The following is a 24,889-nucleotide window of genomic DNA, read 5'->3' as shown; positions in this document are numbered from 1 at the left end:
CAATCACCTATTCTCAAAAACCTTTCTTATGACCATAGTTGTTTTTTTATGAAAATTCATCGTCCGCATTTATTAAAGCATACCTTCAATGTTATGAACCGTGTTCGCCAAACAGCCAGCGTGGCAGGTTTATCTGCGCTGAGAGTGGCAAAAGGTGAAAAGCCTGATGCCACATTATTAAAAGAAACGTTTGAGCAGTTGGGCACGACTTATATCAAGATTGGTCAGTTTATCGCCAGTACGCCGTCACTGTTTCCACGCGAATATGTAAAAGCTTTCCAGAGCTGTTTGGATCAGACCACGCCACTGTCTTATGCTTATATCGAGCAGGTATTGAAAGAAGAGTTGGCGGTTGATGGCATGACGCTCGCTGATAAGTTCGCCCATATCGACTCAAAGCCACTAGCATCAGCCTCTATTGCGCAAGTGCATGCGGCACGGTTGCATAATGGCGATGAAGTCGTATTAAAGGTACAAAAGCCTGACGTCGAGACCATTATGCAAACCGATTTGGGCGTATTGCATGGGGTGACTAAATTACTTGAGATTCTGATGCCGTCGATGAAGTTTGCCAGTATTGCGCCGATTATCGATGAGATTCGCCTGCGCATGCTTGCCGAGACGGACTTTATCGCTGAGGCACAAAACATCCGCGATTTTCAGCAGTTCTTAGCCGTATCAGGCAATACGCGCGTGGTAGCACCCAAAGTATATGAAGAGCTGACGACCAAGCGTGTATTAACCATGAGCCGCTTGTACGGCGTATCTATGGTCGATGAGTCGCTCATGCGTCAGTATTGTGCTGATCCTGCGCAAGTCATGGCGGATACCTTGAATACGTGGTTTGCCAGTCTCATGCTGTGCAACAGTTTCCATGCTGACCTGCATGCGGGCAATTTGATGCTATTAACCGATGGTCGTATCGGCTTCTTGGATTTTGGTATTGTCGGTAAGCTAAAAGCTGAGAGTTGGCGTGCGTGCATGGGTATGATGCAAGCCATGCAGGACAGTGACTATCAAGCGATGGCGCGCCATATGATTGATATGGAAATGACCCATGGTGGCAATAAAGTCGATGTAGTGGCGTTGGGTAATGATTTGCAGCGTATGATGAAGACTATTATGGCGGAGGACAAGTCCTTTACCAGTGGTGTGCCTTTTAATAGTAAAGAGCAAGCCGATGAGTTAAATAAAATGATGCTTGAGATTGTAGAAGTCGGTAAGCGCCATGGTATTCATTTCCCACGTGACTTTGCTTTATTGACCAAGCAGATGCTCTATTTTGATCGCTTTATGCGTACGCTGGCACCTGATATGGATATGTTTAGTGATCAACGCGTACAAATGCTAGGACACACAGAAACAGATGTGACCATGCCACCAACAGTAAACGTATCGTAGTTTTCGCTTGTATGTTTGATTATTAATCCGCTGCTGCTCTTGAATGCTCTAACACAAAGGATTGTGTGCTAATGGCCGCAAAAATGGCTCTGTCATGATGACTGCTTTCAAAAGCCGTGCTTTTCCTCATATTACCAATGAAGCTGCCATTGCCTGTATCGGTATGTACTGCATGGCAGTCGTCATGGGCTATGGACGCTTCCTCTTTACTGCCACCTTGCCCGATATTATGGTGCAACTGTCGATTTCAACGACGATTGCAGGCTGGCTTGCCTCTATCAATTACATCGGTTATTTTATCGGTGCCCTCATCGCCATGTTTGTGCCTCAGCGTTCGACGTGGCAAGAGCTGACACTGTGGGCAATGATAAGTGTCGTCACAACGATGCTACTTGTCGTACCTGATATGTCATTAACTCTATGGTATCTCATTCGTCTAATCGCAGGTATTGCAAGCGGGGTAGCGATGATTTTAAGCTCATCGTTTGTTATTCAAAGCTTAAGTCCTGAACGCCGCTCTGTACTGTCGGCAGTACACTACGCAGGTATTGGCGTCGGTATCAGTGCCTCAGCCATACTGACGTGGTGGTTGTTAATATTGGGCTATCATTTTGATGTCATTTGGTTAGTAGCAGGCTTTACAAGCTTACCTCTGGTATGGCTACTCTATGCGGTAAAACCAAGACAAGCACAGGGTCCCGACTTGCTGCAGACTGATCTTAAACAGCACGTGTCAGTGCATCAAACCTATTTGAGCTTTAAGCGCGCTTTGTATGAGGCCATTGCTGGTCATCGTAAGGCTATTGCTTTGCTGTCAGCGAGCTATGTACTGGCAGGCTTTGGTTATATTACCTCTGCGACTTTTTTGCCAGTCATGGCAGCACAGCGCCTCACGACGCAGACGTACGCTGGATTGCTCATTTGGCTAGTCGTTGGTGTATTTGCGATGTTATCAAATCCACTGTGGGGCGCACTTGCCAAGCGAATTGGTGAAATTAAAACGTTAATAGGCTTAACGATATTACAAGCATTTGGGATGTGCCTGCCCATATGGTTCGACGGCGCTATTGGTTTGTACGGCAATGCTGCTATTTTAGGTTTGACCTTTGTGGGTATGGTTTCGATGACGCTCACTTTGATTAAAAATATCAATCCTGCTTACTCAAATTTGCTGATAGGATTGGCAACTTTGGCTTATGCATTGGGTCAGTTCTTGGGGCCATTGGTGACGGTAGCATTGGCAGGGCAGGACGACAATTTCAACGCAGGGCTACTCGTTGCCGCCGCTGGATTGATGGTTGGACTGGTGCTGTTGCTATTGTTTCGTCGACAGCCACCGACTACCATTTAAACCACACTACGATTAAATATTTCTCGCAACTCAAAACTGGTATGCACTTGAGCGACACCTTCGATACGATTGAGCCTATGTAATAAAAACTCCTCATAATGTGCCATATCGCGTACTCTTACCTTGATAAGGTAGTCTTCCGTACGACCCGTGACAATGCTACAGCTAATGACTTCATCAAAGCTCTGAATCTTACGCTCAAATTGCTCAAAACGCTCAGCCGTATGGCGATCCATACTAATCGCAATAAAGACAGCGAGCGGGTAGCCAAGTTTCTGCGCATCCGTTTTGGTGTGATAACCCGTGATAATACCAGCATCTTCTAAGCGTTTAATACGGCGTGCACAAGGCGTGGCTGACAGGTTGACGCGTTCGGCAAGCTCGGTGATACTCATGCGTGCCTGAGTTTGCAATACGCGCAAGAGCTGTCGATCGATCTCATCAATATCGGTTAAATGTGGACTATCAAGATGACTGTTTGGCATAATCTGTTGCTTTGTTAGTGAATTCAGCTAATTATACTGAGTAAATTGTATTTTTTCACTAAAATAGCGCCATATATTATCAAAGAAAGCTGATTTCTATTGCATAAACTCTGATATTATTATGGTATAAACATTGGTTATCTCGTATGATAAACATTGATCTAATCACCAGCCGTCCAGCTAAAAACATAAATTCCCATATCATCTAAGGATTGATTATGTCTGACCAAGCCAAACGCACTGTAGCCTCAACGACTGCAAAGATTACACCCAAAAATGCCGCTTTTGATTATAAAAAGTATCGTCCATTTGCTTTTGCGCCATCGCTGTCAGATCGTACTTGGCCAAGCAAAACGATTGAAAAGTCACCAATTTGGGCAAGTGTGGATCTGCGTGATGGCAATCAAGCACTGATTGACCCGATGACGATCGAACAAAAAATGCGTTTTTTTAAAACGTTGGTTGAGGTTGGTTTTAAAGAGATTGAAATTGGCTTTCCATCAGCGGCGCAGGTTGAGTTTGATTTTGCTCGTAAACTTATCGAAGAAAATCACGTCCCAGACGATGTGACTTTGCAGGTATTGGTACAGGCTCGTGAGCATTTGATCGCCCGTACGTTTGAGTCATTGAAAGGCGCGAAGCGTGCGATTGTCCATGTTTATAATTCAACGTGCCGTATCCAACGTGAAAAGGTCTACGGTAAAGACAAAGCTGAGATTAAAGAAATTGCTGTTACTGGTGCTAAATTATTGGTTGAATATGCGGCTAAATACCCAGAAACAGAGTGGGTGTTCCAGTATTCACCAGAAAGCTTTAGTCAAACAGAAACTGAATATGCCGTAGAAGTCTGTGATGCGGTCTGTGAAGTATGGCAACCACAACAAGGGCAGGAAGTAATTTTAAACTTGCCAGCGACGGTTGAAGCGTCTATGCCCAATGTTTTTGCCGACCAAGTCGAGTATTTCTGCCGTCATCTTGCCCAGCGTGAGCATGTCATTATCAGCTTGCATACACATAATGACCGTGGCTGTGCGGTTGCAGCAGCAGAGCTTGGGGTGTTAGCGGGTGCCGATCGTATCGAAGGTACGCTATTGGGTAACGGTGAGCGCACGGGTAATATGGATATCATGGTCATGGCGATGAACTTGTTTAGTCAAGGTATCGATCCAGAGCTTGATTTTAGTAACATGAGCGAAATTGTACAAGTGGTCAGCGAATGTAACAATTTGCCCTTACATCCGCGTCATCCATACGTCGGCGAATTGGTCTTTACGGCCTTTAGTGGCTCACATCAAGATGCCATCAAAAAATCTCTCGACTATAACGAAAAGCATCAAAACGAGACGGATAACGTTTGGGATGTGGCTTACTTGCCAATTGATCCGGCGCATATTGGTCGTAGTTATCAGGATGTGGTACGTATCAATAGCCAGTCTGGTAAAGGCGGTGTGGCTTATATCTTGCAGCGCAACTATGGCTTTAATTTGCCGCGCTGGATGCAAATTGACTTCAGCGGCGTGGTACAGAAGCAAGCTGAATCAGCTGCTCGTGAATTGCAGAATGATGAAATTTTACAGACCTTTGAAGACACGTATCTACAGCAAGGCAGTTTTGAGCTATTAGATTATACGGTCAATAATAAAGGCGGTGAAGTCTACTTTAATGGTCAAGTACAAATGAATGGGGACATCATTAATATTGATGGCACTGGTAATGGTCCATTATCATCGTTTATAGACGGCCTTGCCCAGCATACTGGTAAATCTATCCATGTTATTAATTACGCTGAGCATGCGATTAATCCGCAGCACAATAGCGGTGATGGCATCGATGATGATACCAATAATGACAACAAAACCAATGCGAATGCGGCGGCTTATATCCAACTAAATGTAGATGGTGAGGTTTATTCTGGCATTGGCACTTGTAGCAGTACTGTATCAGCGATGCTTAAAGGCGCATTATCAGCGTTTGCTCAAGCAGTTAGTACTGCCACTGCTTAATGTTTTTATGATCGTCTTAATAACTTGTCGCTATAACGCTGTCGCTTCTTGTCTTTGGCAAGTAAAGCGATGGCGTTATTTTTTGCATGAAAAACGACATTCTATATGCAGGAAGTAGACATTTATAACTATCGCCTATCTTGCAGTTGGCTAAAGCATCGCGACTAATAGCATAATGTTACTTGTGTTTTTGATGTCTAAGACTTACGCTAATGTACATAACTCATACTATTATATTATTATAAACAAAAGGTTAATTATGGAACCTATCTCACTTGCTTCATTTTCATTGGCTGCTATTTTGGCGTCATTGCCAGTAAATGGCGAAGTGGTCACTAAACCGACTATTACCACTCATATCAGCCCAGCTATCGCGGGACAATGGGAAATCGACTTAGACAGTAGTATCACGATGACCAAAGAAGCCAAAGCCAGACAAGCTGTAGCTAAAGAGCTGAACCAGACAAAAAGTGATGAGCCAGAAGTGACTGCTGGCACAGAAGGCGGTGTCCTTGTGCAAAGTGAAAAGCGCGTCCTTAATATTAAGCCAAATACCAACAACCAGTTAAAGGTCTCTGCTAAAAAAGCAAACCAGTGCCGCGAGCTGTATAATTTTGCGGCTGATAATGAGATGTGGGCAGTGAGTGGCAAAGAGTGGACATATGGTCGTTACCTAATCACGCACCGCGAAGAAGGGCTGCCCATTATTGCGCTAAAAACAGTCTATGACAACAATGAGGTAGATTGTTCAGGTAACCAAATCGACCAAACTGACGAAGCGTTGATTGCGTTTTTAAACCACGATGGCAACCAAATGCAATGGTGTGCGGATCCTGATGGTAATGAATGCTTTATGAATTTTAATAGAGTGTTACCGTAGCATTTTCTTTATTTATAAAACTTAAAACCATTTTTCCTAAAATAGAAACATAAAAAAACCGCTATCTAAATAGGTAGCGGTTTTTTTGTGTTTAACAATAAATCAAAGCAGGTTATACATCCGCGTTCTTTTTATTGCCAGTTAGAAGCTCTCTTTCAAGGTAATGAATATTTTGTGCTTCGTGAATAAAATTGTCATCTGCCAAAATGACATCGCGATGCAGCGGGATATTGGTTTTAATACCCTCAATCACCAATTCATCGAGTGCATGCAGCGTCTTAGAGACGGCTTGCTGGCGTGTTTGACCATGGCAGATAAGCTTGCCAATCAATGAGTCATAATAGCTTGGAATCTCATAGCCCGGGTAGAGATGCGAGTCAAAGCGTACACCAGCACCACTGGGGGCAAATAACTGAGTGACTGTGCCAGGACAAGGCATAAAGGTCGCTGGGTCTTCAGCATTGATACGACATTCAATGGCATGGCCTTGAATCTCAATCTCGCTTTGACGATAAGACAAACCGTAGCCTGCTGCGATTTTTAGCTGTTCGACGACCACGTCGATGCCAGTAATCATCTCAGTTACCGGATGCTCAACTTGCACACGAGTATTCATCTCAATAAAAAAGTATTCATTATTTTCAAATAAAAACTCAAAAGTACCCGCACCGCGATATTTCACCAACTCACATGCTTTGACGCAAGCGTCCAAGATAGGCTGACGTACATCATCAGGGATATCAGGCGCAGGGGCTTCTTCTAATACTTTTTGGTGGCGACGTTGCAATGAACAATCGCGGTCATATAGATGGATGGCATTACCATTACCATCGCCAAGCACTTGTATCTCTACGTGGCGTGGATTTTGTAGGTAGCGTTCCATATACACGGTATCATCACCAAACCACAGCTCAGCTTCTTGCTTAGCAGCTTGTACTTGACCAATGACTTCTTCGAAGCGCTCAACCACGCGCATGCCGCGACCGCCGCCGCCAGAAGCGGCTTTAATCAATAACGGAAAGCCGATATGGCGTGCTTGCTCTTCAGCATTATGCAACGTTACCGCGCCCACTGAACCAGGGACGGTCGGTACGCCAGCTTTTTTCATTGCATTAATGGCAGAGACTTTATTGCCCATTAATCGAATATGGTCAGCATTAGGACCAACGAAAGTGAGACCTGCTTCTTCGACGCGTTCAGCGAATTCAGCATTTTCAGCCAAAAAACCATAACCCGGATGGATAGCGTCGGCACCAGTGATTTCAGCTGCGGTTAAAATAGTATTGATATCAAGATAGCTTTGATTGGCATTGGGTTTGCCAATACAGATTGCCTCATCAACAAAGCGCAGGTGCATCAAGTTTGCATCAGCTGTAGAGTAGACACCGACGGTCTCTATGCCAAGGGCTTTGCAGGCTCGAACGATACGTAGGGCAATCTCACCTCTATTGGCGATGAGCAGTTTTTTTATCATGGGGTCATCCTTGTCGAAGCGGCGGTCATTGATAGAGTCGTTATTTTAGGCACCATTAAATCGAGCTACGATAAAGATAAAATAACTCAAGCTAAAATGCCAAATGATAACGAAATCTCTATCATAATGAGGTAAAGGTTGGTAAACAGTGTCGTTAAGCTCTATAGCGTATGACGGGTTGACCAAACTGTACCACTTCAGAGTTATCGACTAAGATTTCGTCAACGACACCACTTTGCGTTGCCTCAAGAGGATTCATAATTTTCATGGCTTCGATGATGCCCAATGTGTCACCAGCTTGCACCTTTTGTCCGACCTTTACGAATGGCGGATCATTAGGGCTAGGGGCTGAGTAATAAACACCAACCATCGGTGATGTCTCAACGCTACCTGCTTTTACCGCTGGCTTTTCTTCAGCAGTGATAGGGGCAATGCCAGCAGCAGGTGCGGCCATCATGGTCGGTGCAGGCGCATCATAGTGACGAGTTAAGCTGATGTGTTCATCATCTGAGCTGATTTCTAAATTAACCAGTTCACTTTCTTCCATGAGGGCGATTAGGGTGCGTATTTTTTCAATATCCATAGTTTTAATTTTGCCTTCTACTAATTTCAAGAAATAGTGTAACTAAATATTGTGTAGGTAATTGCTAATGATACCTATATTCATGGCAATGAGCAATCGATGTACAGTTGTTAACTGAGTTTTTTTACATATTATGACGTAAGCATTTCTTACGAGTAAGAAATGCTTAATGATTTATCATAGTCTATGTGACCATGTAGCGCTAGTCATGGTTAGTAGATACTGCATTTACATCAGTATAGCTGATGCATTAACCCCACATCGTCGTCAGACGCTTTTGTTGATAGCGCAGGCGTAGGGTGAGTAGAATAGACGATAAGAATAAACCTGTGATTAATGCCATCCAAAACCCTTGTGCGCCTATATCGGTGAAGCGCACCAAATAAACACCGAGTGGCAATGCCACCAGCCAGTAACAAAACAACGTGACCCACATTGGGATCGTGGTGTCTTGCATGCCGCGCAATATACCAGCGACGTTGACTTGCCAGCCATCGAATAGCTGATAACCAAGGGCAAAAATAAGTAAATGCATAGATTGCGTGATAACGGCTGGATTATCAGAGAATGCGGCTGCCAATTGTGGCCTAAATAGCCAAATACCAAGCATACACGTGAGTGCAATCAATACTGTCCAGATAAGACCAGTAGCTTGCACTTGACGTAACGCCAGGAGGTTTTTTTCGCCAAAACGATTGGATACCATGATTGTCAGTGCCATAGCGACCGATATAGGAATCATAAACAGCTGGGAGGTCACCGCTAATGCCACCTGATGCGATGCGGTTGCGAGCTCACCTAATGGACTGATAACGAGAGCGCCCAAGCTGAACAAACTGGCTTCAAAAAAGATAGAGATACCAATCGGAATACCAAGTTTAAGGAGCTTTTTAATCTGTGCACGATTAGGACTGGCAAAGGCATAAAAGAAGCGCGTGCTGGCAAACTGCTGTCGCTTAGTAAAGCTGGTATAAGCCGCCAGTAATAAAACATTTATCCATAACACTATTGCCGTTGCGACCCCGCAGCCTGCGCCGCCCATTTCGGGCATACCAAACAGACCGTGGATAAAAATATAGTTAAGGGGAATATCGGCAAGTAGTCCGATAATACTAATTACTGTCACCGGCTCAGGTCGCCCAAGTGCTTCGCAATAACTGCGTAGTACCGCATAGACAGCCAGTGCGGGAAAACCAAACGACACGCCATGCAAATATTGCGTTGCTATCGGTTGGATGTTTTCAGGCACACCCATGACCCCAAGTACATTGGGTGCTAAATTAACGATGATAAAGCCCATAATACCAATGACACTAGCGGTCCATAAAGACTGCTGCGTGATATGCGGTACTTGATGGTGCTTATTTTGACCAATCGCCTCACCAATAAGAGGGGTGGTGGCGATTAAAGTACCAGTGGCTAATAAAAACAGCGGCAGCCAAATACCAGAGCCAACGGCGACGGCAGCCAAATCAAGCGCGGAGACTTGACCTGCCATGATAGCATCGACCACACCAAGTGCTGCTTGGCAAAACTGAGTAATTAAAATAGGAAGCGCGAGCACGCCTAAGCGTAAGCTGTAGCTTTTAAAATCTCTAAAAGATAATGGGAAAACCATAGTGAGCAACTTTTTATTCTTTGCGGTAATTATGATAGATGAGCAAATATTGCCATCAACAAAACAATAGCGAGACGGTCATACCATGACCAAAAATTTGAGCAGAAAAGCAAATGAGAATGAGGACACGCCCTAAGCAAGTTTAACCAAGCCAATCCAGTTTTTTGGCTGGATGTAAAAGGGGGAGTCGTGCCGACGATAATACTCCGATAAATAATATGAGCAAGCCCATATAGACAGAGTATGCAAAAAAAGTCAGGCACAAAAATAAAAATAACCCGTCAATCCAAGCAGTGGATTGACAGGTCATAAATAAATAGAATGGTAAAGAAGCCACGCTATGATGTCAACGCTTTAAAAGCGTTGTATCGATCTTAAAAACTGACTGTGAAAGGTAATCGATTCAATAGAGTGTGCACTGGACGATAACTATTCTAACTTATAGGCACATCAGCAGACATTTATAGCGACTCAGGTAAATCTTGCACCACCGCTTGATAGCCAATCAAGGTATTATTGGCATCAAATGCTTGCACGACAATCACGTAATTGGTGGACATGGCTAGAATGACAGGGGCAAACTGCGTTTCAAGATTACTTAATATCACGTTCTGCACATAGCCATTGGCACCAGACTCGGCTTTATTGACATCAATTTGGCTGACCAGTAAATACTTGGTATTGGCAGGATTTTGCCAAGTGACGGTCTTTTGACTGCCATTACCGATGACATCAAGAGTCATTTTGCCCAGACTATAATCAAGTGGGTAAGTCTTAAAATTAGAGCGATCGCTGATGGTGTAGGTGACGTTGCAATTTTTTTCGCTACTGGTCAGTTTTTTACCGCCAAGGCCATCCTGATACTCAAAGCTACCTCTCCAAGGTGATCCTGCTTCTTTTTCCTCAAAGCTCCCCGCAAAGGTGGTTAATAAGTTGGGTGTTTCTATGCCCAAATCATTGACATATTTAATGTCTAAAAACGCTAACGTATCGAGACTGCCTGTTATTTTACCCGCGATATAGTTGTCAACCTTAATGGCTGAGTTGATACCCAAAGTGTTATTTTCTTGGCAGGCTTGCTGCTGATAACTAACGCTACCATCGACGCTGCCAGCGCCATCTTTGCTGATGTCAAAGTAGACGGCACCGATATCGATATCGTCGTTGTCACCATCTTCAATCTCAATGAAGTGTCCGACATATAAACCACCGCGACCGCCTTCTGGGGTTATTTTATCCAAGAAATTATCGAGTGATTCTTCTGGTAAAAATACCGACTCCAAAATCTCAGCCATGGATTTTTCATCATCGCTCAGCTTATCTTCGACTTCTTTATACTTCTCTTTGACCTTGTCTTCCACACGATCATATTCATCTTTCACCTGATCTTCTATTCGGTCATATTCCTCTTTGACCTTGTCCCCGTCACTGCCACAGGCGCTAAGGGTAAGACTGAATATGCTGACAGTTAATACAGATAATAGCAGTTTGGGTGCGCTCATAAGCGGGTCCTGATAATGGGGATAAAGGTGTGATAAAGAAAATCGAGAAATGAATTGTTGAGCATAAATGGCAAATATAGCAAATTTTTTGCAGGAAGCGCATCAATAAGTGTTCGTTGATAACACTAAAAACCTTACTCAATCGTTACTATCTAACCACTGGTTACTCAGATAGTAGATGAAGGGTTTCTGCCATATTCATAATGGCGTACCAGTGTTTGGCGTCTAGTGGAATCACGGTAAGTTGCTCACAGCCTTTTCTCATTAATAATGAATCCTCAAGTGCGGGTAAAAATTTAAGGGCTGATAGTGGTAGAATATCAATAAATGCTTGCTCAAAAGTGACGTCTACCATATACCATCGTGGCTCATCTTCGGTGGCAATAGGATCGTAATGACGGTGCTCAGGATGGAACTGGCAAGGGTCAGGGTAGCCTGCTTTGCTTACCGTCATGATGCCAGCGACGCCAGACGGCTTAGCGCTAGAGTGATAAAAGAACACCTTGTCGCCGACCTGCATCTCGTCACGCATGAAGTTACGAGCGCGGTAATTGCGTACACCATCCCAACTGTCTGTCTCTAGGCGTTGCAAATCATCAATACCAAAAAACTTGGGGTTGGACTTCATTAACCAATAAGCCATATCTTTATCCTATTTATCATTATTAGCCATTCATTATTTGCAATATAACTGTATGCAATGTCATCTAATACAATGCCATTTTATGCCATCATTCTTCACTATTTTGCCTATAAAAATACAGGGTTAACATGCATATTTGTGACTGGTTTTGTTATTGATCGGCTTTTCTTTAAGATAGCCTTTTTTTTAATTACATTAGCCGTTATCCTAGCGCTACTTTCTGCTAGTGACAGCAGTCATCCATTTATGTAACCTTTTTTATAGATACCTTCGTTTATGTCAAATATTACACCTGCTCATTTTTCTGATAATCTCAGCATCTCTAATAATACTGCGAGTGGGATACAGGTAAGCGCCATCCCGCTGGCGCTTTATATTCATATCCCGTGGTGTGTCAAAAAATGCCCCTATTGTGATTTTAATTCGCATGAGCTGCCGATGGATATGCAGCTATCTATGTATGACGAATATGTGGATGCGCTGCTGTCAGATGCCGCCATGCAGCAGTCGTTAACCCAAGCGCGTGAAATCAGTTCGATTTTTATCGGTGGTGGTACGCCTTCACTGCTACCCATTGCGCAATACCAGCGATTGTTTACTGGCCTACGTAACATCTTTAAGTTTGCTGATGACATTGAAGTGACGATGGAAGCCAATCCGGGCACGCTTGAGCATGCGCCTTTTTTCCAATATTTAGAGGTGGGTATCAATCGTTTGTCGATAGGTGTACAAAGCTTTGCTGCTGATAAGCTCAAAACCCTTGGTCGCATACATGACCCTGCACAAGCATTGTCAGCGATTCGTGCGGCTCGCGAGGCTGGGTTTGAGCGAGTCAATGTCGATTTGATGCATGGGCTACCGCAGCAAACGATGAATGAGGCGCTGAACGATATCCAGATGGCGCATGATGCTGGGGCGACGCATATTTCTTGGTATCAATTAACGATTGAGCCCAATACTGTATTTTACCGTAGCCAGCCGATTTTGCCAGATGAGGATAACTTGGCAGATATTGAGCAGGCAGGTCAAGCGTTGTTGCAACATTTGGGCTACCGCAATTACGAAGTATCCGCGTGGGCAGGCGCGTCAGATAAAGCATGCCGTCACAATGTTAATTACTGGCAATTTGGTGACTACCTAGCGATTGGTGCGGGTGCACATGGTAAAGTAACGATTGCTCATGAAGCATCAGCATTAACAGAGAATGGCTTAAAGAATGACTTGCTAGCATATTCTGGTATTTATCGTTTTAGTAAATCACGATTGCCTAAAGATTATGTGGATTATCAAGATAACACTGACTCTTCTGTTAAACGAAACGCACCAAAAATGGTGGGTTGGCAGGAAATTGACAGTGAGGAGTTGGTGAGTGAGTTTATGCTGAACGCGCTACGTCTACATGATGGCGTCGCTTGGTCGATGTTTACCGCAAGGACAGGGCTGAGTTACGATGATATTGCTGTACAAGTGGCGCAATTGAGTACTCAGGGATTGCTGGTAGACAATACTGAGCGGCTACAGCCAACGCTATTGGGTCAACGTTATCTCAATCAGATATTGCGAGCCTTTTTATAATTAGAGATATTCATGGTGTCTTTAATGTCAGTCTTTACGATCGAAAAATAAAGTTATAAAAAAAGGCTTATCACATAAATGATAAGCCTTTCAAATACGCAAAAAAATCAATACTTAGATTTTATTTTGTACGTCTTGTGCGCCGCCAGTAACAGCTTCGCCAGCGCTTGATACGTCTTGGCCCAAACCTTTAAAAGTGTTGCAACCAGTTAGAACAAACATAGCAGTTAAAGATGCGATGATTAATTTTTTCATAATAGAATCCTCAAAAATGGGTCGTTATAAATAATAACAGTGATACTCTAAGCATTAGGCTTGAGCCTCACTGAGGGGTTATTGGATAAGATAATAATAGATAAATACTATCTCGATATCCGTTAGAGACATCATAGTGAAAGTTAAAAACTGTGCAAAGTATCAAAATGTAATTATTGGCAGTAAACTGTAACTTTTAATTACCTTTTGCTCAGAAATTCAAATAACCATCATTTTAGTAGAGTCTGTCCACGTTATCTCGGATCGACGATAATACGCAGATTTGACGACTTAAGGAGTCGATATGACCACCCATATTGTGTTGGTAGCGCCAAAAATGCCTAGTAACACGGGCAATATTATCCGCTTATGTGCCAACACGGGCGCGCAGCTACACTTGGTCAGGCCATTAGGGTTTGAGCTTGATGATAAAAAGCTGCGGCGTGCAGGTTTGGATTATCATGAATACGCGCACCTACAAGTACATGATGATTGGGCGACAGCAAAACTGGCGCTACAGGCAGCGGATTGTCATATTGTCACAGCATTGACCACCAAACTGAGCAAGCCTTTTTATGACTATGACTTTGGTGGACAACAGATGGCTGCCGAATCTGATCGTGCTCTGATGCCTGAGCAGATACCTAATGTCGCCTTAGTATTTGGCTCTGAAACAGCAGGTCTGGCAGATGATATACGTGAAGATATCGGCGCTGATCACTGGTTGCGCTTGCCTATGCTGGCTGATTCACGCAGTTTGAACTTATCGAATAGTGTGGCGATATGTCTGTATGAGGTCTGGCGTCAGCAAGGCTTCACTGGTGACGAAGGTCGTAGTATTGGCTATGAAACCTTAACGGTATATGATCCAAAGTAGCCATGCATTTTTTACTGATTGCAGGCGATGATCCAACATTCAGGTATTCATCGCCATTCATAACACCTTAGCAATCATATATCTTATAAGCCATATATCTTATAAACAGTTGGGTGGTTTGGGCAGACCGGCAAGGCGATTGACATGGCGGGCAACCAAGCCAGTGTTGAATAACTGCTGCAGTTTCTGATTGCTGATATCATGCTCGGGTAAGGTTTTCTGTAACCATTTAATCAGTGGGCGCGTGGCTGGTGCGTGATTAAACTGAGTAAAAAATGCCCGTACCTGTTGTAAAATTTCTAAATGCTCAGTTTCTAGATGCACCTCTAGAGTATCGGCCAATTGCTGAGCGACATCAGGGGTCCAGATATTATGGTCACATAAATGACCGTCTTGATCTAATTCAACGTTGATTGCCGCTGTTATATCATGATTGGTTATATCGTGATTGATCGTATTATCGTTATTCATAGGGCGATGGTCACTACTTTGTCAAACCCCGCATTATTAGCATCGGTATTACTAACACTGTTATTACTAAAATTGGCACTCTGAGTTAGATTGACCCATTCTTCATCCGTTAACAGCCCACTCAACTTGGTTTCTAGATTGAGCTTCGCACTGGTATTGTTACTCAGCTGCGCCACATCATCGGCTAAGGCATAAATATTTGCGATGCCTTGTATTTCACTGTCACTCAAATAGGCATCAAGCCAACTGATAAAAGCCACGGTGCTACCAAGCAAGAGAATACTGTCACCAGTGCGCCATGTCCGTGACATCTCATCGACACTGCGCCTGAGCGTATCCATTGTGCTGTGTATTTGATATAAAGTTGCCATAACAGTGTCCGATTCGTTGCTAGATTTAGGATAAGATGTGTACTCATTCTCATCTCTATTTTTAAAATGAGGACACGCCCTAGTATTTAAAGTATTACAAATAAAATTGCGAGGCTAAAAGCGTAGTATTTGCTCAAAGTCTGAAGCGTTCACCACTTCAGGTATCAATGTCAATTGTGAAGCCAAATCAATAGGCAGCATACCCGTGATCCACCCGCTAAAGACATCGTCAGGTAGCCAAGCGGCTGGCATGTCATATAGCTCAAGCGACTGAATCATGCCATGCAAACGCGACGCAGGCTGCATCAACAAGCCAAAAACAGGCGCATCCAAATACAGCTGTACTTCATGACCAAAGGTCGCTAGCGTTAATGCAAGCGCACAGCCTTCATAACTCGCCATTTCAGTCGGCGTGAGCAGCTGAATTAATAATTTCATGGTTAATTCCTAATCTAATTGGTCGCTGACAATTATTATCATAAGATGTAATCTGTCTGCACGGCAAGTCATCAAAACTGCATCAAACGACAGTCGCCTTGCATCATCATCGCCAGCTCACTCAGTCCGACCAGTGAAAAGCCAGTGGCAAGGTTGTCACCATTAAGTTGATGGCGTTTGCTGTTATCCGTGTCGCTAATGCCGCGACTGAGTGCAGTACTGACACAGACAGGCAGCGCTAACTGGAACTGCTCAGCGAGCGTTTGCCACTCTTTGGTCAAATTAATTTGATCCGCCGACTGCCAGCGTAAACCATTGGCCGTATGCGCCGCATCGCCATAAAAAAACACGTTTAAGGTGATATTATCTAAGGTGACATTGTCATTGGTATCTTTATTATTGGCGGCATTTATCAGGTAAGCGCGTGCATAGCGTAGCGCTAAATGGGCAAGTGGGTGGCTAGGATCAGCAGTAATCAGAAGCAATGGGGTCATGGTGGTCATAAGAGCTCTTTTCAATCATCTGCGCTAAAGTTGTTTATGCTACCATAAAGTGCTCAAAAGCAAATAGGGTCACTGTCATTAAACGTAGTTTTATATTAAATACTGACATATTGCGTATCGTTAGTTGATGCTGTGACTGCTTCGTAAGAAAAAACGATAAACTTATGCGCTAAGTTCACGTAGTCTTATCACTCTATGCAAGGAGTTATGTTCCCTATGTCACCCGCTATGCCTTCACGTGCGACCCATGGTACAGATTGTCAGTATACAGCCGAACAGCTGCAAATATTGCAGACGGCAAGCGAGTTCGCTTATCAGATTTGGGAGAGTCGAACGGTTTCATGCCAAACGTTTTTACGCAGCTACCCGTTAGATCGAACCTTAACTCGGCAGCAAATCGATGATTTGATTCAAGATTATACGTTAGATGATAATTACCAACTTGCTGATGAAGTGAAGGTGATGAGTGGCCTGCGTCATCTACGTACACTGCTGATGATGCGCTGGATTTGGCAAGATGCCTTACAACTGATAGCACTTGAGCAATTGACCGACGAGCTGTCTGAGTTTGCAGATGGCTGTATCTCATTTGCCAAAGATTATACCTACCAGCATTTGATTAAACAGTACGGCGAACCGACTTTTATCAATGCTAAAGGTAACGTGCAAATTGATGATATGGCGATTATGGCGATGGGTAAGCTTGGTGCTCATGAGCTGAATCTATCGAGTGATATCGACCTTATCTTTGTTCATCAGGCTCGCGGTGTAACCAACGGTGATAAATCAAAAGGCACGCGCAGCATAGATAATAAGCGGTTTATGACAAGGCTCGGTCAAGGTATTATTAAATTACTGGATCAAAAGACGGCTGATGGCTTTGTCTTTCGGGTCGATATGCGTCTGCGCCCTTGGGGTGATGGTAGTGATTTGGCCATTCATCTGTCCGCATTGCAGAAGTACTTCTCTCAACATGGACGTTCATGGGAGCGTTTTGCATGGCTAAAAGCGCGAGTAGTCGGGCAGATAGAACAGCCGTTTTATGATGAGATACAAGCGCTCATCAAACCCTTTGTTTTCCGTTATTACGTGGATTATAGTGCTTTTTCAGCGCTCAGGGAGATGAAATCCCTTATCCAAAACCAAGTCGCTCAGCGGGAGGATTTGGATAACATCAAGCTGGGTGCTGGTGGTATCAGGGACATTGAATTTATTGTGCAGGCCTTTCAGTTGATTTATGGTGGCAGGCATCCTCAATTACAGGTGAAATCTTGTTTACAAGCGATGCAGGTATTACATAAGCTTGAGTATCTAGAGAGGACTACCTATCAAGAGCTCCAAGCCGCTTATCGTTTTTTACGTCGGCTTGAACACGCCATTCAAGCGATTAATGATCAACAGACTCAGCGTTTGCCACATGATCCGCAGTGGCAGCATAACTTGGCAGTTACCCTTGGGTTTGACGATTGGAACGCACTGTTAGATACCCTTAACCACCACCGAGACAATGTCAATGTTCCCTTTGAGCGTATGGTGACCGAACGTCAGGTACCGGATCATGAAGACACAAATCTTGAGCCCGAACATCTTGATGAACAGATTGCACGATTGAATGATGTGTTAACGGCAGAAAATCGAGTGCTGTTACAAGATTTTTGGCAGTCAAAGATGGTCGCTAACTTAAGCGATGAGGCTCGTGAGCGGTTGGATGACGCTTATCCTGTAATTATCCATGCGTTACTCGCTCATCAAGAGCAGCAGCAATTGGCCAATACTGCTTTGCCGCGTCTCATTACATTGCTCGAAGCGATTTGTCGTCGTTCTATCTATTTGGTGATGATTGCAGAAAACCCCAATGCAACGATTGAGCTGATACCCATGCTGTCGGCCAGTCCTTGGATTGCCAAAGAGTTGGCACATTACCCTGTGCTTTTAGATACTTTTTTACAGCAGCGCTATCGCCACTTGCCGGACAAGCCTGAGTTGCGTGATATTTTGCGTCAACAGCTATTGCGCGTAGAGCCTAATGACGAAGAAGAACTGCTCAGCGTATTAAGACTGTTTAAAAAGAACCAAGTATTGGCGGTCGCCGCTAGTGATGTGTTGGCTGAGCGTCCGATTATGAAGGTGTCGGATTCTCTTACGTATATTGCAGCGGTGGTACTAGAAGCCGCATTAGAACGGGCTTTTGCAGAAATTGTCAAACGCTACGGCTATCCTATTGGTCAAGATGGCGATCCAGTGACCGAGGCAGACTGCGGTTTTGCCATCATTGGTTATGGCAAGCTTGGCGGGCTAGAGCTTTCGTATTCTTCAGATTTGGATCTGGTGTTTTTGCATAAGATAAAAGAGCAGGGCATGACTACGGGTGAAAAATCAGTCAGCGGTATGAAGTTTGCTGCCCGTTTGGTACAAAAGCTGATGAACTATCTCAATACCCAAACTCGAGATGGCCGCGCTTATGAGATTGATATGCGTCTGCGCCCCTCAGGTAATGCTGGCATGATGGTGGTGTCTTGTCATGCTTTTGAAACCTATCAGCTAGAAAAGGCATGGTCGTGGGAGCATCAAGCCTTGGTACGGGCGCGAGCGATTTGCGGTGACAAACGAGTGACGGCACGCTTTTGTGATATTCGCCGAGACGTATTATCATTACCGCGCACGATAGAGCAGGTGCGTACAGAGGTCACCAGTATGCGTATTAAGATGCAAAAACATCTGGGCACCAGTCAATGGCAACAACAAGCAGGTAAGTTTCATCTTAAACAAGATGCAGGCGGGATCATCGACATCGAGTTCTTAGCGCAATTTGCAGTATTGGCTTATTCGCATGAGCATCCAAGCCTGACCAAATGGAGCGACAACGTTCGTATTTTCGAAGAAGTGGCATCACTGGGTATTTGGGAGGAGCAAGTCTGCCAAGATTTAACGGATGCCTACCTCAGAATTCGTGCTGCTACTCATCAATTGGCACTATCAGAGCAATCGCTATTGGTGGATGAGTCACTGTGGAAAGAAACACGAGCATTAGTACAAGCGCAATGGCAACATTTGATGGGTGTTAATTTGGCAGATGACGATTCGCCCAATTCTTAAGAAGGTTTTTGCTTATAAATAATAGCCTGTGATACTCAAACTAAAAGATTTCATTTGCTAGCACCGCCAGTGATATAATCGGCGACACATTACGATAAAGCTGTCAGTTGTTGGTTATTTCTTAGTAAGGATAACACTATATTTTAGCAATAAAATTTGACGCTGCGGTGTTATCATATGATGTTGATAGATACGATTAATTAAAACCTCTAGTCGAAGCATTTATACGTGCGTCGACTATACCTAAAAAAATAGCCGTTAGTGCTAACATAAGGATTATAAAATGAATATGGCAACACAAGATGGTAAGCTTTGGATGAATGGCACAATGATTGAGCAGCCAGATGCCAAAGTCCATGTGCTGACGCATAGCTTGCATTATGGCATGGCTGTGTTTGAAGGTGTGCGTGCTTACCAAACCGCTGATAATCGTACGGCAATTTTTCGCCTAAAAGAGCATACCGAGCGTCTGTTAGGCTCTGCAAAAATCTTTCAAATGAATGTACCGTTTGATGCAGCGACTCTGGAGCAGGCGCACAAAGATGTGGTCAAGCAAAACAACTTGGCAGAAGCCTATATTCGTCCGCTCATTTGGGTCGGTGCAGAAAAGCTTGGTTTATCGTCACGTGATAATAGTATCAATGCGATGGTTGCTGCTTGGCATTGGGGCGCTTATCTGGGTGAAGAGGGTATCAAAAACGGTATCCGTGTAAAAACCTCTTCATTTACTCACCATATGACCAATGTGACCATGTGTAAGGCAAAAGCCTCGAGCAACTATCCTGTGTCTATCATGGCGAACCAAGAAGTCACTCGTAATGGCTATGACGAAGCTATCTTGATGGATCCGCAGGGTTATGTTTGCCAAGGGGCAGGCGAAAACTTATTCTTAGTCAAAGATGGTGTGCTACATACGCCAGATTTAGCGGGCGGTGCACTTGACGGTATCACGCGTCGTACTATCATTCAATTTGCTGATGATCTAGGCATCAAGGTCGTTGAACGTCGCATCACTCGTGATGAGTTTTATTTGGCGGATGAGATATTTATGACGGGTACGGCGGCTGAAGTCACACCTATCCGTGAATATGATGATCGTAATATCGGAAATGGTGGCCGAGGACCTTTGACTGAGCAGCTACAGACCTTGTACTTTGATGTGGTTCATGGTCGCAATGAGCAGTATATGGATTGGTTAAGCTTTATTGACTGATTTTAAAACTGCATTTTATTTTTAAAACTATATTGTATGAACAAAAAAGCTAAGGCTGTTTTAAGTCTTAGCTTTTTTGTTGAGTGATATTAATCGGTATTCTAAAGTGAAGTTCATACACTATAACTACTAACGATAAGCTCGCACATAATTTATGGATGCGGTATCATAACGTCGCTTAGTTTCAAGCTATATATTGCTATGGTGTCCATTTATAAACACGGCTGCTTAGCATGTCGATTCTTAAAGCAGGTGCGTTCAAATTGCGAGCGTCATAGGATCTTGTTTTTTAGCTAAGTCTGGTTTTACTTTGAATAGATTAATGGAGAAGCCATTGAGAGTCTTACATTTTGTCACTGGTGGCTTTTCAGGAGCCACAAAAGTTGCTATTGATTTGGTCGAGGCTCACAATCAAATCGAATCAACGGACAACCTATTAGTACTGCGTCGTAAAAAAACGACCGTACCAGAAAAGCTAGCTGAACTTGAAGATAAAGGTATCGATTACAAGGTTGTCACAGGTACTACCCATCTTGCGACTGTCCATGAATTAAAAAAACTATGTGAGCAATGGCGACCTGATATATTAGTTGCGCATGGATTTCCTGAGCATTTATTGGGAAGACGAGCAGGGCTATTGGCACAAGTACCTTACCTAGTACAAGTGGAACACAACTCTAAAGAGCGCTATACACCATGGAAGCTATACCAAACGCGTAAACTAAGCAAATCTACAGCCAGTATTGTGGCAGTCTCTGAAGGTGTGGCTCAGGTATTGTCTGAGCAAGATCTTCACGCACCCATTCAAGCCATTCCAAATGGTATCGACACCACTCGATTTGGTGGTGCTAATCTCTTACCTGTTGAGGAGAGATCACAAGATCTTATTATGGTGGGAAGGTATGCTAAAAGTAAGGATCACGTAACTCTAATTGAAGCACTGAAGCATTTAAAGAAAAAAGGAGTCAGTCCTACCCTTACTTTGGTTGGTAGTGGGCGCAAGCATTACCAAAAAGAAGTACATGATTTGGTTGATCGCTATGAGCTGCACAATCAAGTGACCTTTATAGAGTACAGTAGTGAAGTTGAAAAACTATTGCTGCAACATAAGGTGTTTGTCATGTCGAGCCGTTTTGAGGGGCTGAACCTAGCGGTGCTAGAAGCGATGGCAAGTGGCTGTATCGTAGTGGGAAGTACTGCAATGGGCGTGAAAGAATTAATTGATGACAAAAAGGATGGTTTTTTGTTTCCTATCGGAGCAGTAACAGAGCTGGCAGATATCATCGAGACTGTTCTATCTAATCCATCAAACTACCAAGCACTAGCAACGGCAGCTAGAGAGAAAGTTTTAGTTCATTATGATAAAAAACAGGTCACTCAAGCGTATTATCAATTATTTCAGAATTTATTAACGAGCTGTTAATTATTATAAAGTTTTTAATGTGAGTGCTGTATGAATAAAGAAGATCTAACAATTGGTATTTTAATACCTGTTTATAATGTAGCGGATTATGTAGAAGAGTGTATAGAATCCATACTCACTCAAATCGATACTAGAGCATCTATTTTAATAATGAACGATGCTTCGACAGATAATAGTGCAGCTATTATCAAGCGTTTTGAAAATTACCCTCAAGTGCAAATCTTCGATGCGCCTCATAATAGAGGTTTGTCAGCCACACGTAATGCGCTTTTTGATATGACCCAAACAGAGTATATCTGGTTTATTGACTCTGATGATGTTATGTACGAAGGTGCTTATAAATCTGTCATGTCTCAAATAGAAAAATTGAACTCGGATGTGCTATGTGCTGATTATGTATCATTACGAGGGAAAAAAGAGGTAAAGAAAAAAGCTTTTATAGGCAAGGCTAATAAAAATTATATCAATAAGAGAAATAGCTTCTTAGATAATATTATTGAAAATAATAGTAATCATGTTTGGAATAAGGTTTTTAGAAGACAGATAATACAAGACATAAGGTTTAAAGAAGGATTGAATTTTGAAGATATTTTGTATATGACTGATATCTCATTAAAGAGTTTTAAATATAGCTATTTGAAGTATCCAGTCATAAAGTATCGTGAGCGTGAAGGGTCTATTTTAAAAAATCTCGACAAAAAATACGTAGATGATTATTTATATGCTTTCACTTATCGCGTTGAAAACTATCAGAGAGACGAGGGAAAAGACGGCTATCATTATTTACTGTATAAAGTATATAAGCGTTATATAGGGCTGTTAAATAAAATAGCTAAAAACAATCAGGAAGATTTGTTAAAAGATACTTATGATCAATATAATAAGTACTTCTCAGAGCTCTATCTGGTTGCTAATAAAGAGCTGCCAATACATCAAAGAATAATCCTGAATATTAAACGTTCTAAATTAGATAGAATTCTGAAAGGTATATAGACCATGGAAAAGATCTTTAACGTTATCAGTAATAAGCCCTTTAAAATATTCTATAACGGTCTTGTACCTCGCAGTAAAAGAAAGGAGTGGGGTTTTAGATACTCAGAACTTCCTGTGCAAGCTCAAGTAGCCACATACTGGCATCATATTATAGAAGCGTATTTTAATGGTGAGATCGAAAAATATAATATCCAGCCCAAAAAAGACATAAAAAATAAAAAAATTATTTGGCAGTACTGGGCACAAGGAGTAGAGAATGCAAAAGACACTGCCAAGCTTTGTTTCGCATCTGTAGATAAATACAAAGGTGATTACGAGGTTATACGTATTACAGACGATAACATAGATGAATATCTGGAATTGCCAGCATTTATTAAAGAGAAAAGAAGAAATCCTGAATTTCGTCCAGTATTCTTTTCTGACTTATTAAGGGTTGCGTTAATAAACGTGTATGGAGGTATATGGTTAGATGCATCAATACTAATGACCGATGATATTCCTACTAAGTACGAAGAGTATGATTTTTTTATGTTTTCAAGAGATGCTGATTCTGCTAATAAGGATTGGGGTAAAGGCGACCAGCATTTTTATTTCAGCTGGCGTGAAGAGTTTAAAGTTAAACATTTAAGTAGTATCATCTATGGACATAAAAAAAGTGAGTTATCCTCAGTGATATTAGATTTATTATTATTTTTCTGGAAAAATGAAGAGAAAATCCCTCACTATTTTTTCTTCCAAATAATGATTAATGAATTGAAAGATATGAATGTTGTCAATTTTAATTTTCCAGCAGAGGATGATACGCTACCGCATTTACTGCAGACTAAAATGAATAAGAAATTTAAACAAGAGGAATATGAATCTATTGTAGGCCAAGCTTCCTTACATAAACTAAGCCTACACGAAGAACTTAAAGAAAATGATATATTTGGCAATTTAACCTATTATGGCTTCTTTAAGAAAGAAATTTTTAGTAAATAAGGCTTTTAAAAGCTTACTGCCAATGCTCCTTCAACCAAGGGCTTGGTTTTACATGACGATACCACTTACCGCCGCCGCCTTTAATGGCATCTGGTGGATTAATTTCACCATGAAAGATAACAATTTTGGCACCCTCAGGCAGCGTTGGGGCACGTAACAAGTTGAATGGGATAGGGGCAATACACTGATATTTAAAACTGACACACCAGTCTTTATCCCAATACTCTAGGTGATGGTGCTCACGCAGATAGTTAGATAAGTAAGCCTGCTCATGGCGAACTTGCTGACGAATGCTGTCGAAGTTGCGCTCAAAGTTTGCCAGTAAATCAGGATAAGTGCCCATACCAATATTAAAGCGATAAACCGAGCTATTACCAATCATGCGCCATGGCTTTTTCCAGTCACGAATGATGACGACACTGTCTTCATGCTCAGCTTTATACGTGAAAAAAACATCGATATTATCAACGATAACGATATCGATGTCTAAGAATAAGGCAACACCTTTTAGGTCATATAATTCTGGCTTAAAAGTCGTAAGTTTTTTCCAACCACGCTCAGGACCAGCTGGCAGATCCATCTCGGGAATTGGGTAACATTGAACGGCAAGGTCAATACCAGTGCTGTCATCAGTGAGACAGACCATTTGGAAATCTAAAGTCAAGTGTCGACTGACCATGTTGTAAAGACGGTTGACATATTCTGAACCGTATTTATCGCCCCATTTCATACAGATGACATAGCGCTGCTCAT

23 protein-coding genes are annotated in these 24,889 nt (G+C 42.8%); 11 read left to right on the top strand and 12 right to left on the bottom strand.

Annotation, left to right across the window (positions count from 1 at the left end):
• Positions 1 to 48: 48 nt before the first annotated feature.
• Together ACP69U_RS01900 and ACP69U_RS01895 are read left to right on the top strand one after the other, a co-directional pair.
• Positions 49 to 1,401 carry an ABC1 kinase family protein gene (locus ACP69U_RS01900; RefSeq protein ID WP_109591308.1) on the top strand — a complete coding sequence of 451 codons (1,353 nt, stop codon included), beginning with the start codon at positions 49 to 51 and terminating at the stop codon, positions 1,399 to 1,401.
• Positions 1,402 to 1,495: 94 nt separating this feature from the next.
• The gene (locus ACP69U_RS01895) at positions 1,496 to 2,752 is read left to right on the top strand and encodes a YbfB/YjiJ family MFS transporter (RefSeq protein WP_372862786.1); all 1,257 of its coding nucleotides are present in this window, start codon (positions 1,496 to 1,498) and stop codon (positions 2,750 to 2,752) included.
• On the opposite strand, the gene ACP69U_RS01890 is transcribed toward ACP69U_RS01895, so the two are convergent.
• Entirely contained in the window at positions 2,749 to 3,237 is a 489-nt protein-coding gene (locus ACP69U_RS01890; protein ID WP_060490942.1) for an Lrp/AsnC family transcriptional regulator, read from the bottom strand. The genes ACP69U_RS01895 and ACP69U_RS01890 overlap by 4 nt on opposite strands.
• 218 nt (positions 3,238 to 3,455) lie before the next feature.
• Between ACP69U_RS01890 and leuA the strand changes: the two genes are divergently transcribed.
• Positions 3,456 to 5,240 (top strand): 2-isopropylmalate synthase, encoded by a 1,785-nt coding sequence (leuA, locus tag ACP69U_RS01885; RefSeq protein ID WP_426137638.1) that lies wholly within the window; start codon positions 3,456 to 3,458, stop codon positions 5,238 to 5,240.
• 259 nt (positions 5,241 to 5,499) lie between these two features.
• Positions 5,500 to 6,120: a hypothetical protein gene (locus tag ACP69U_RS01880; protein WP_296242346.1), complete on the top strand. Its 621-nt coding sequence runs from the start codon at positions 5,500 to 5,502 to the stop codon at positions 6,118 to 6,120.
• Between the two features lie 112 nt (positions 6,121 to 6,232).
• On the opposite strand, the gene accC is transcribed toward ACP69U_RS01880, so the two are convergent.
• The 5 genes from accC to ACP69U_RS01855 form a co-directional block, all read right to left on the bottom strand.
• Entirely contained in the window at positions 6,233 to 7,594 is a 1,362-nt protein-coding gene (accC, locus tag ACP69U_RS01875) for an acetyl-CoA carboxylase biotin carboxylase subunit (protein ID WP_193216889.1), read from the bottom strand.
• A 154-nt stretch (positions 7,595 to 7,748) separates the two neighbouring features.
• The gene (gene accB, locus ACP69U_RS01870) at positions 7,749 to 8,177 is read right to left on the bottom strand and encodes an acetyl-CoA carboxylase biotin carboxyl carrier protein (protein ID WP_426137637.1); all 429 of its coding nucleotides are present in this window, start codon (positions 8,175 to 8,177) and stop codon (positions 7,749 to 7,751) included.
• Positions 8,178 to 8,427: 250 nt separating this feature from the next.
• Positions 8,428 to 9,795, bottom strand: coding sequence for an MATE family efflux transporter (locus ACP69U_RS01865; RefSeq protein ID WP_426137636.1), 1,368 nt, complete (start codon positions 9,793 to 9,795; stop codon positions 8,428 to 8,430).
• A gap of 461 nt (positions 9,796 to 10,256) precedes the next feature.
• Complete coding sequence (locus ACP69U_RS01860) at positions 10,257 to 11,297, bottom strand: hypothetical protein (RefSeq protein ID WP_426137635.1); 1,041 nt, start codon at positions 11,295 to 11,297, stop codon at positions 10,257 to 10,259.
• A gap of 163 nt (positions 11,298 to 11,460) precedes the next feature.
• Entirely contained in the window at positions 11,461 to 11,940 is a 480-nt protein-coding gene (locus ACP69U_RS01855; protein WP_426137634.1) for an EVE domain-containing protein, read from the bottom strand.
• A gap of 276 nt (positions 11,941 to 12,216) precedes the next feature.
• Between ACP69U_RS01855 and hemW the strand changes: the two genes are divergently transcribed.
• Complete coding sequence (gene hemW / locus ACP69U_RS01850) at positions 12,217 to 13,515, top strand: radical SAM family heme chaperone HemW (protein ID WP_426137633.1); 1,299 nt, start codon at positions 12,217 to 12,219, stop codon at positions 13,513 to 13,515.
• Between the two features lie 114 nt (positions 13,516 to 13,629).
• Here the strand turns inward: hemW and ACP69U_RS01845 are convergent, their stop codons facing one another.
• Positions 13,630 to 13,770, bottom strand: a complete 141-nt coding sequence (locus ACP69U_RS01845) for an entericidin A/B family lipoprotein (RefSeq protein ID WP_045447789.1) — start codon at positions 13,768 to 13,770, stop codon at positions 13,630 to 13,632.
• Between the two features lie 304 nt (positions 13,771 to 14,074).
• On the opposite strand from ACP69U_RS01845, the gene ACP69U_RS01840 reads away from it, so the two are divergent.
• The gene (locus ACP69U_RS01840) at positions 14,075 to 14,647 is read left to right on the top strand and encodes a tRNA (cytidine(34)-2'-O)-methyltransferase (protein ID WP_193009162.1); all 573 of its coding nucleotides are present in this window, start codon (positions 14,075 to 14,077) and stop codon (positions 14,645 to 14,647) included.
• 99 nt (positions 14,648 to 14,746) lie between these two features.
• Here ACP69U_RS01840 and ACP69U_RS01835 read toward each other — a convergent pair whose 3' ends face one another.
• The 4 genes from ACP69U_RS01835 to tusD form a co-directional block, all read right to left on the bottom strand.
• Positions 14,747 to 15,118, bottom strand: a complete 372-nt coding sequence (locus ACP69U_RS01835; protein ID WP_426137632.1) for a TusE/DsrC/DsvC family sulfur relay protein — start codon at positions 15,116 to 15,118, stop codon at positions 14,747 to 14,749.
• Positions 15,115 to 15,489, bottom strand: a complete 375-nt coding sequence (locus tag ACP69U_RS01830; protein ID WP_426137631.1) for a hypothetical protein — start codon at positions 15,487 to 15,489, stop codon at positions 15,115 to 15,117. The genes ACP69U_RS01835 and ACP69U_RS01830 overlap by 4 nt, the downstream gene beginning before the upstream one ends.
• 114 nt (positions 15,490 to 15,603) lie before the next feature.
• Positions 15,604 to 15,927: a hypothetical protein gene (locus tag ACP69U_RS01825; protein WP_426137630.1), complete on the bottom strand. Its 324-nt coding sequence runs from the start codon at positions 15,925 to 15,927 to the stop codon at positions 15,604 to 15,606.
• Between the two features lie 71 nt (positions 15,928 to 15,998).
• Entirely contained in the window at positions 15,999 to 16,430 is a 432-nt protein-coding gene (gene tusD / locus ACP69U_RS01820) for a sulfurtransferase complex subunit TusD (protein ID WP_426137629.1), read from the bottom strand.
• Positions 16,431 to 16,646: 216 nt separating this feature from the next.
• Here tusD and glnE point away from each other — a divergent pair, with 216 nt between their 5' ends.
• From glnE to ACP69U_RS01795, 5 genes are all read left to right on the top strand, one after another.
• On the top strand, positions 16,647 to 19,526 hold the full coding sequence (glnE, locus tag ACP69U_RS01815; protein WP_426137628.1) for a bifunctional [glutamate--ammonia ligase]-adenylyl-L-tyrosine phosphorylase/[glutamate--ammonia-ligase] adenylyltransferase: 2,880 nt from the start codon (positions 16,647 to 16,649) through the stop codon (positions 19,524 to 19,526).
• A gap of 283 nt (positions 19,527 to 19,809) precedes the next feature.
• The gene (locus tag ACP69U_RS01810; protein ID WP_045447800.1) at positions 19,810 to 20,739 is read left to right on the top strand and encodes a branched-chain amino acid transaminase; all 930 of its coding nucleotides are present in this window, start codon (positions 19,810 to 19,812) and stop codon (positions 20,737 to 20,739) included.
• Between the two features lie 334 nt (positions 20,740 to 21,073).
• Positions 21,074 to 22,162: a glycosyltransferase family 4 protein gene (locus ACP69U_RS01805; RefSeq protein WP_290189570.1), complete on the top strand. Its 1,089-nt coding sequence runs from the start codon at positions 21,074 to 21,076 to the stop codon at positions 22,160 to 22,162.
• 30 nt (positions 22,163 to 22,192) lie between these two features.
• A complete protein-coding gene (locus ACP69U_RS01800) occupies positions 22,193 to 23,155 on the top strand; it encodes a glycosyltransferase family 2 protein (protein ID WP_426137627.1) in 963 nt (320 codons plus the stop codon).
• Between the two features lie 3 nt (positions 23,156 to 23,158).
• Positions 23,159 to 24,136 (top strand): capsular polysaccharide synthesis protein, encoded by a 978-nt coding sequence (locus tag ACP69U_RS01795; RefSeq protein ID WP_290189568.1) that lies wholly within the window; start codon positions 23,159 to 23,161, stop codon positions 24,134 to 24,136.
• A 13-nt stretch (positions 24,137 to 24,149) separates the two neighbouring features.
• Here the strand turns inward: ACP69U_RS01795 and ACP69U_RS01790 are convergent, their stop codons facing one another.
• Positions 24,150 to 24,866 (bottom strand): glycosyltransferase, encoded by a 717-nt coding sequence (locus ACP69U_RS01790; protein ID WP_426137686.1) that lies wholly within the window; start codon positions 24,864 to 24,866, stop codon positions 24,150 to 24,152.
• Between the last annotated feature and the right edge of the window lie 23 nt (positions 24,867 to 24,889).

The organism is Psychrobacter sp. TWR1-1-1 (assembly GCF_049895865.1).
Classification (GTDB): domain Bacteria; phylum Pseudomonadota; class Gammaproteobacteria; order Pseudomonadales; family Moraxellaceae; genus Psychrobacter; species Psychrobacter immobilis_A.
The sequence above is the reverse complement of the archived record's forward strand: the minus strand, read 5'-3'. Positions and strand labels throughout refer to the sequence as shown.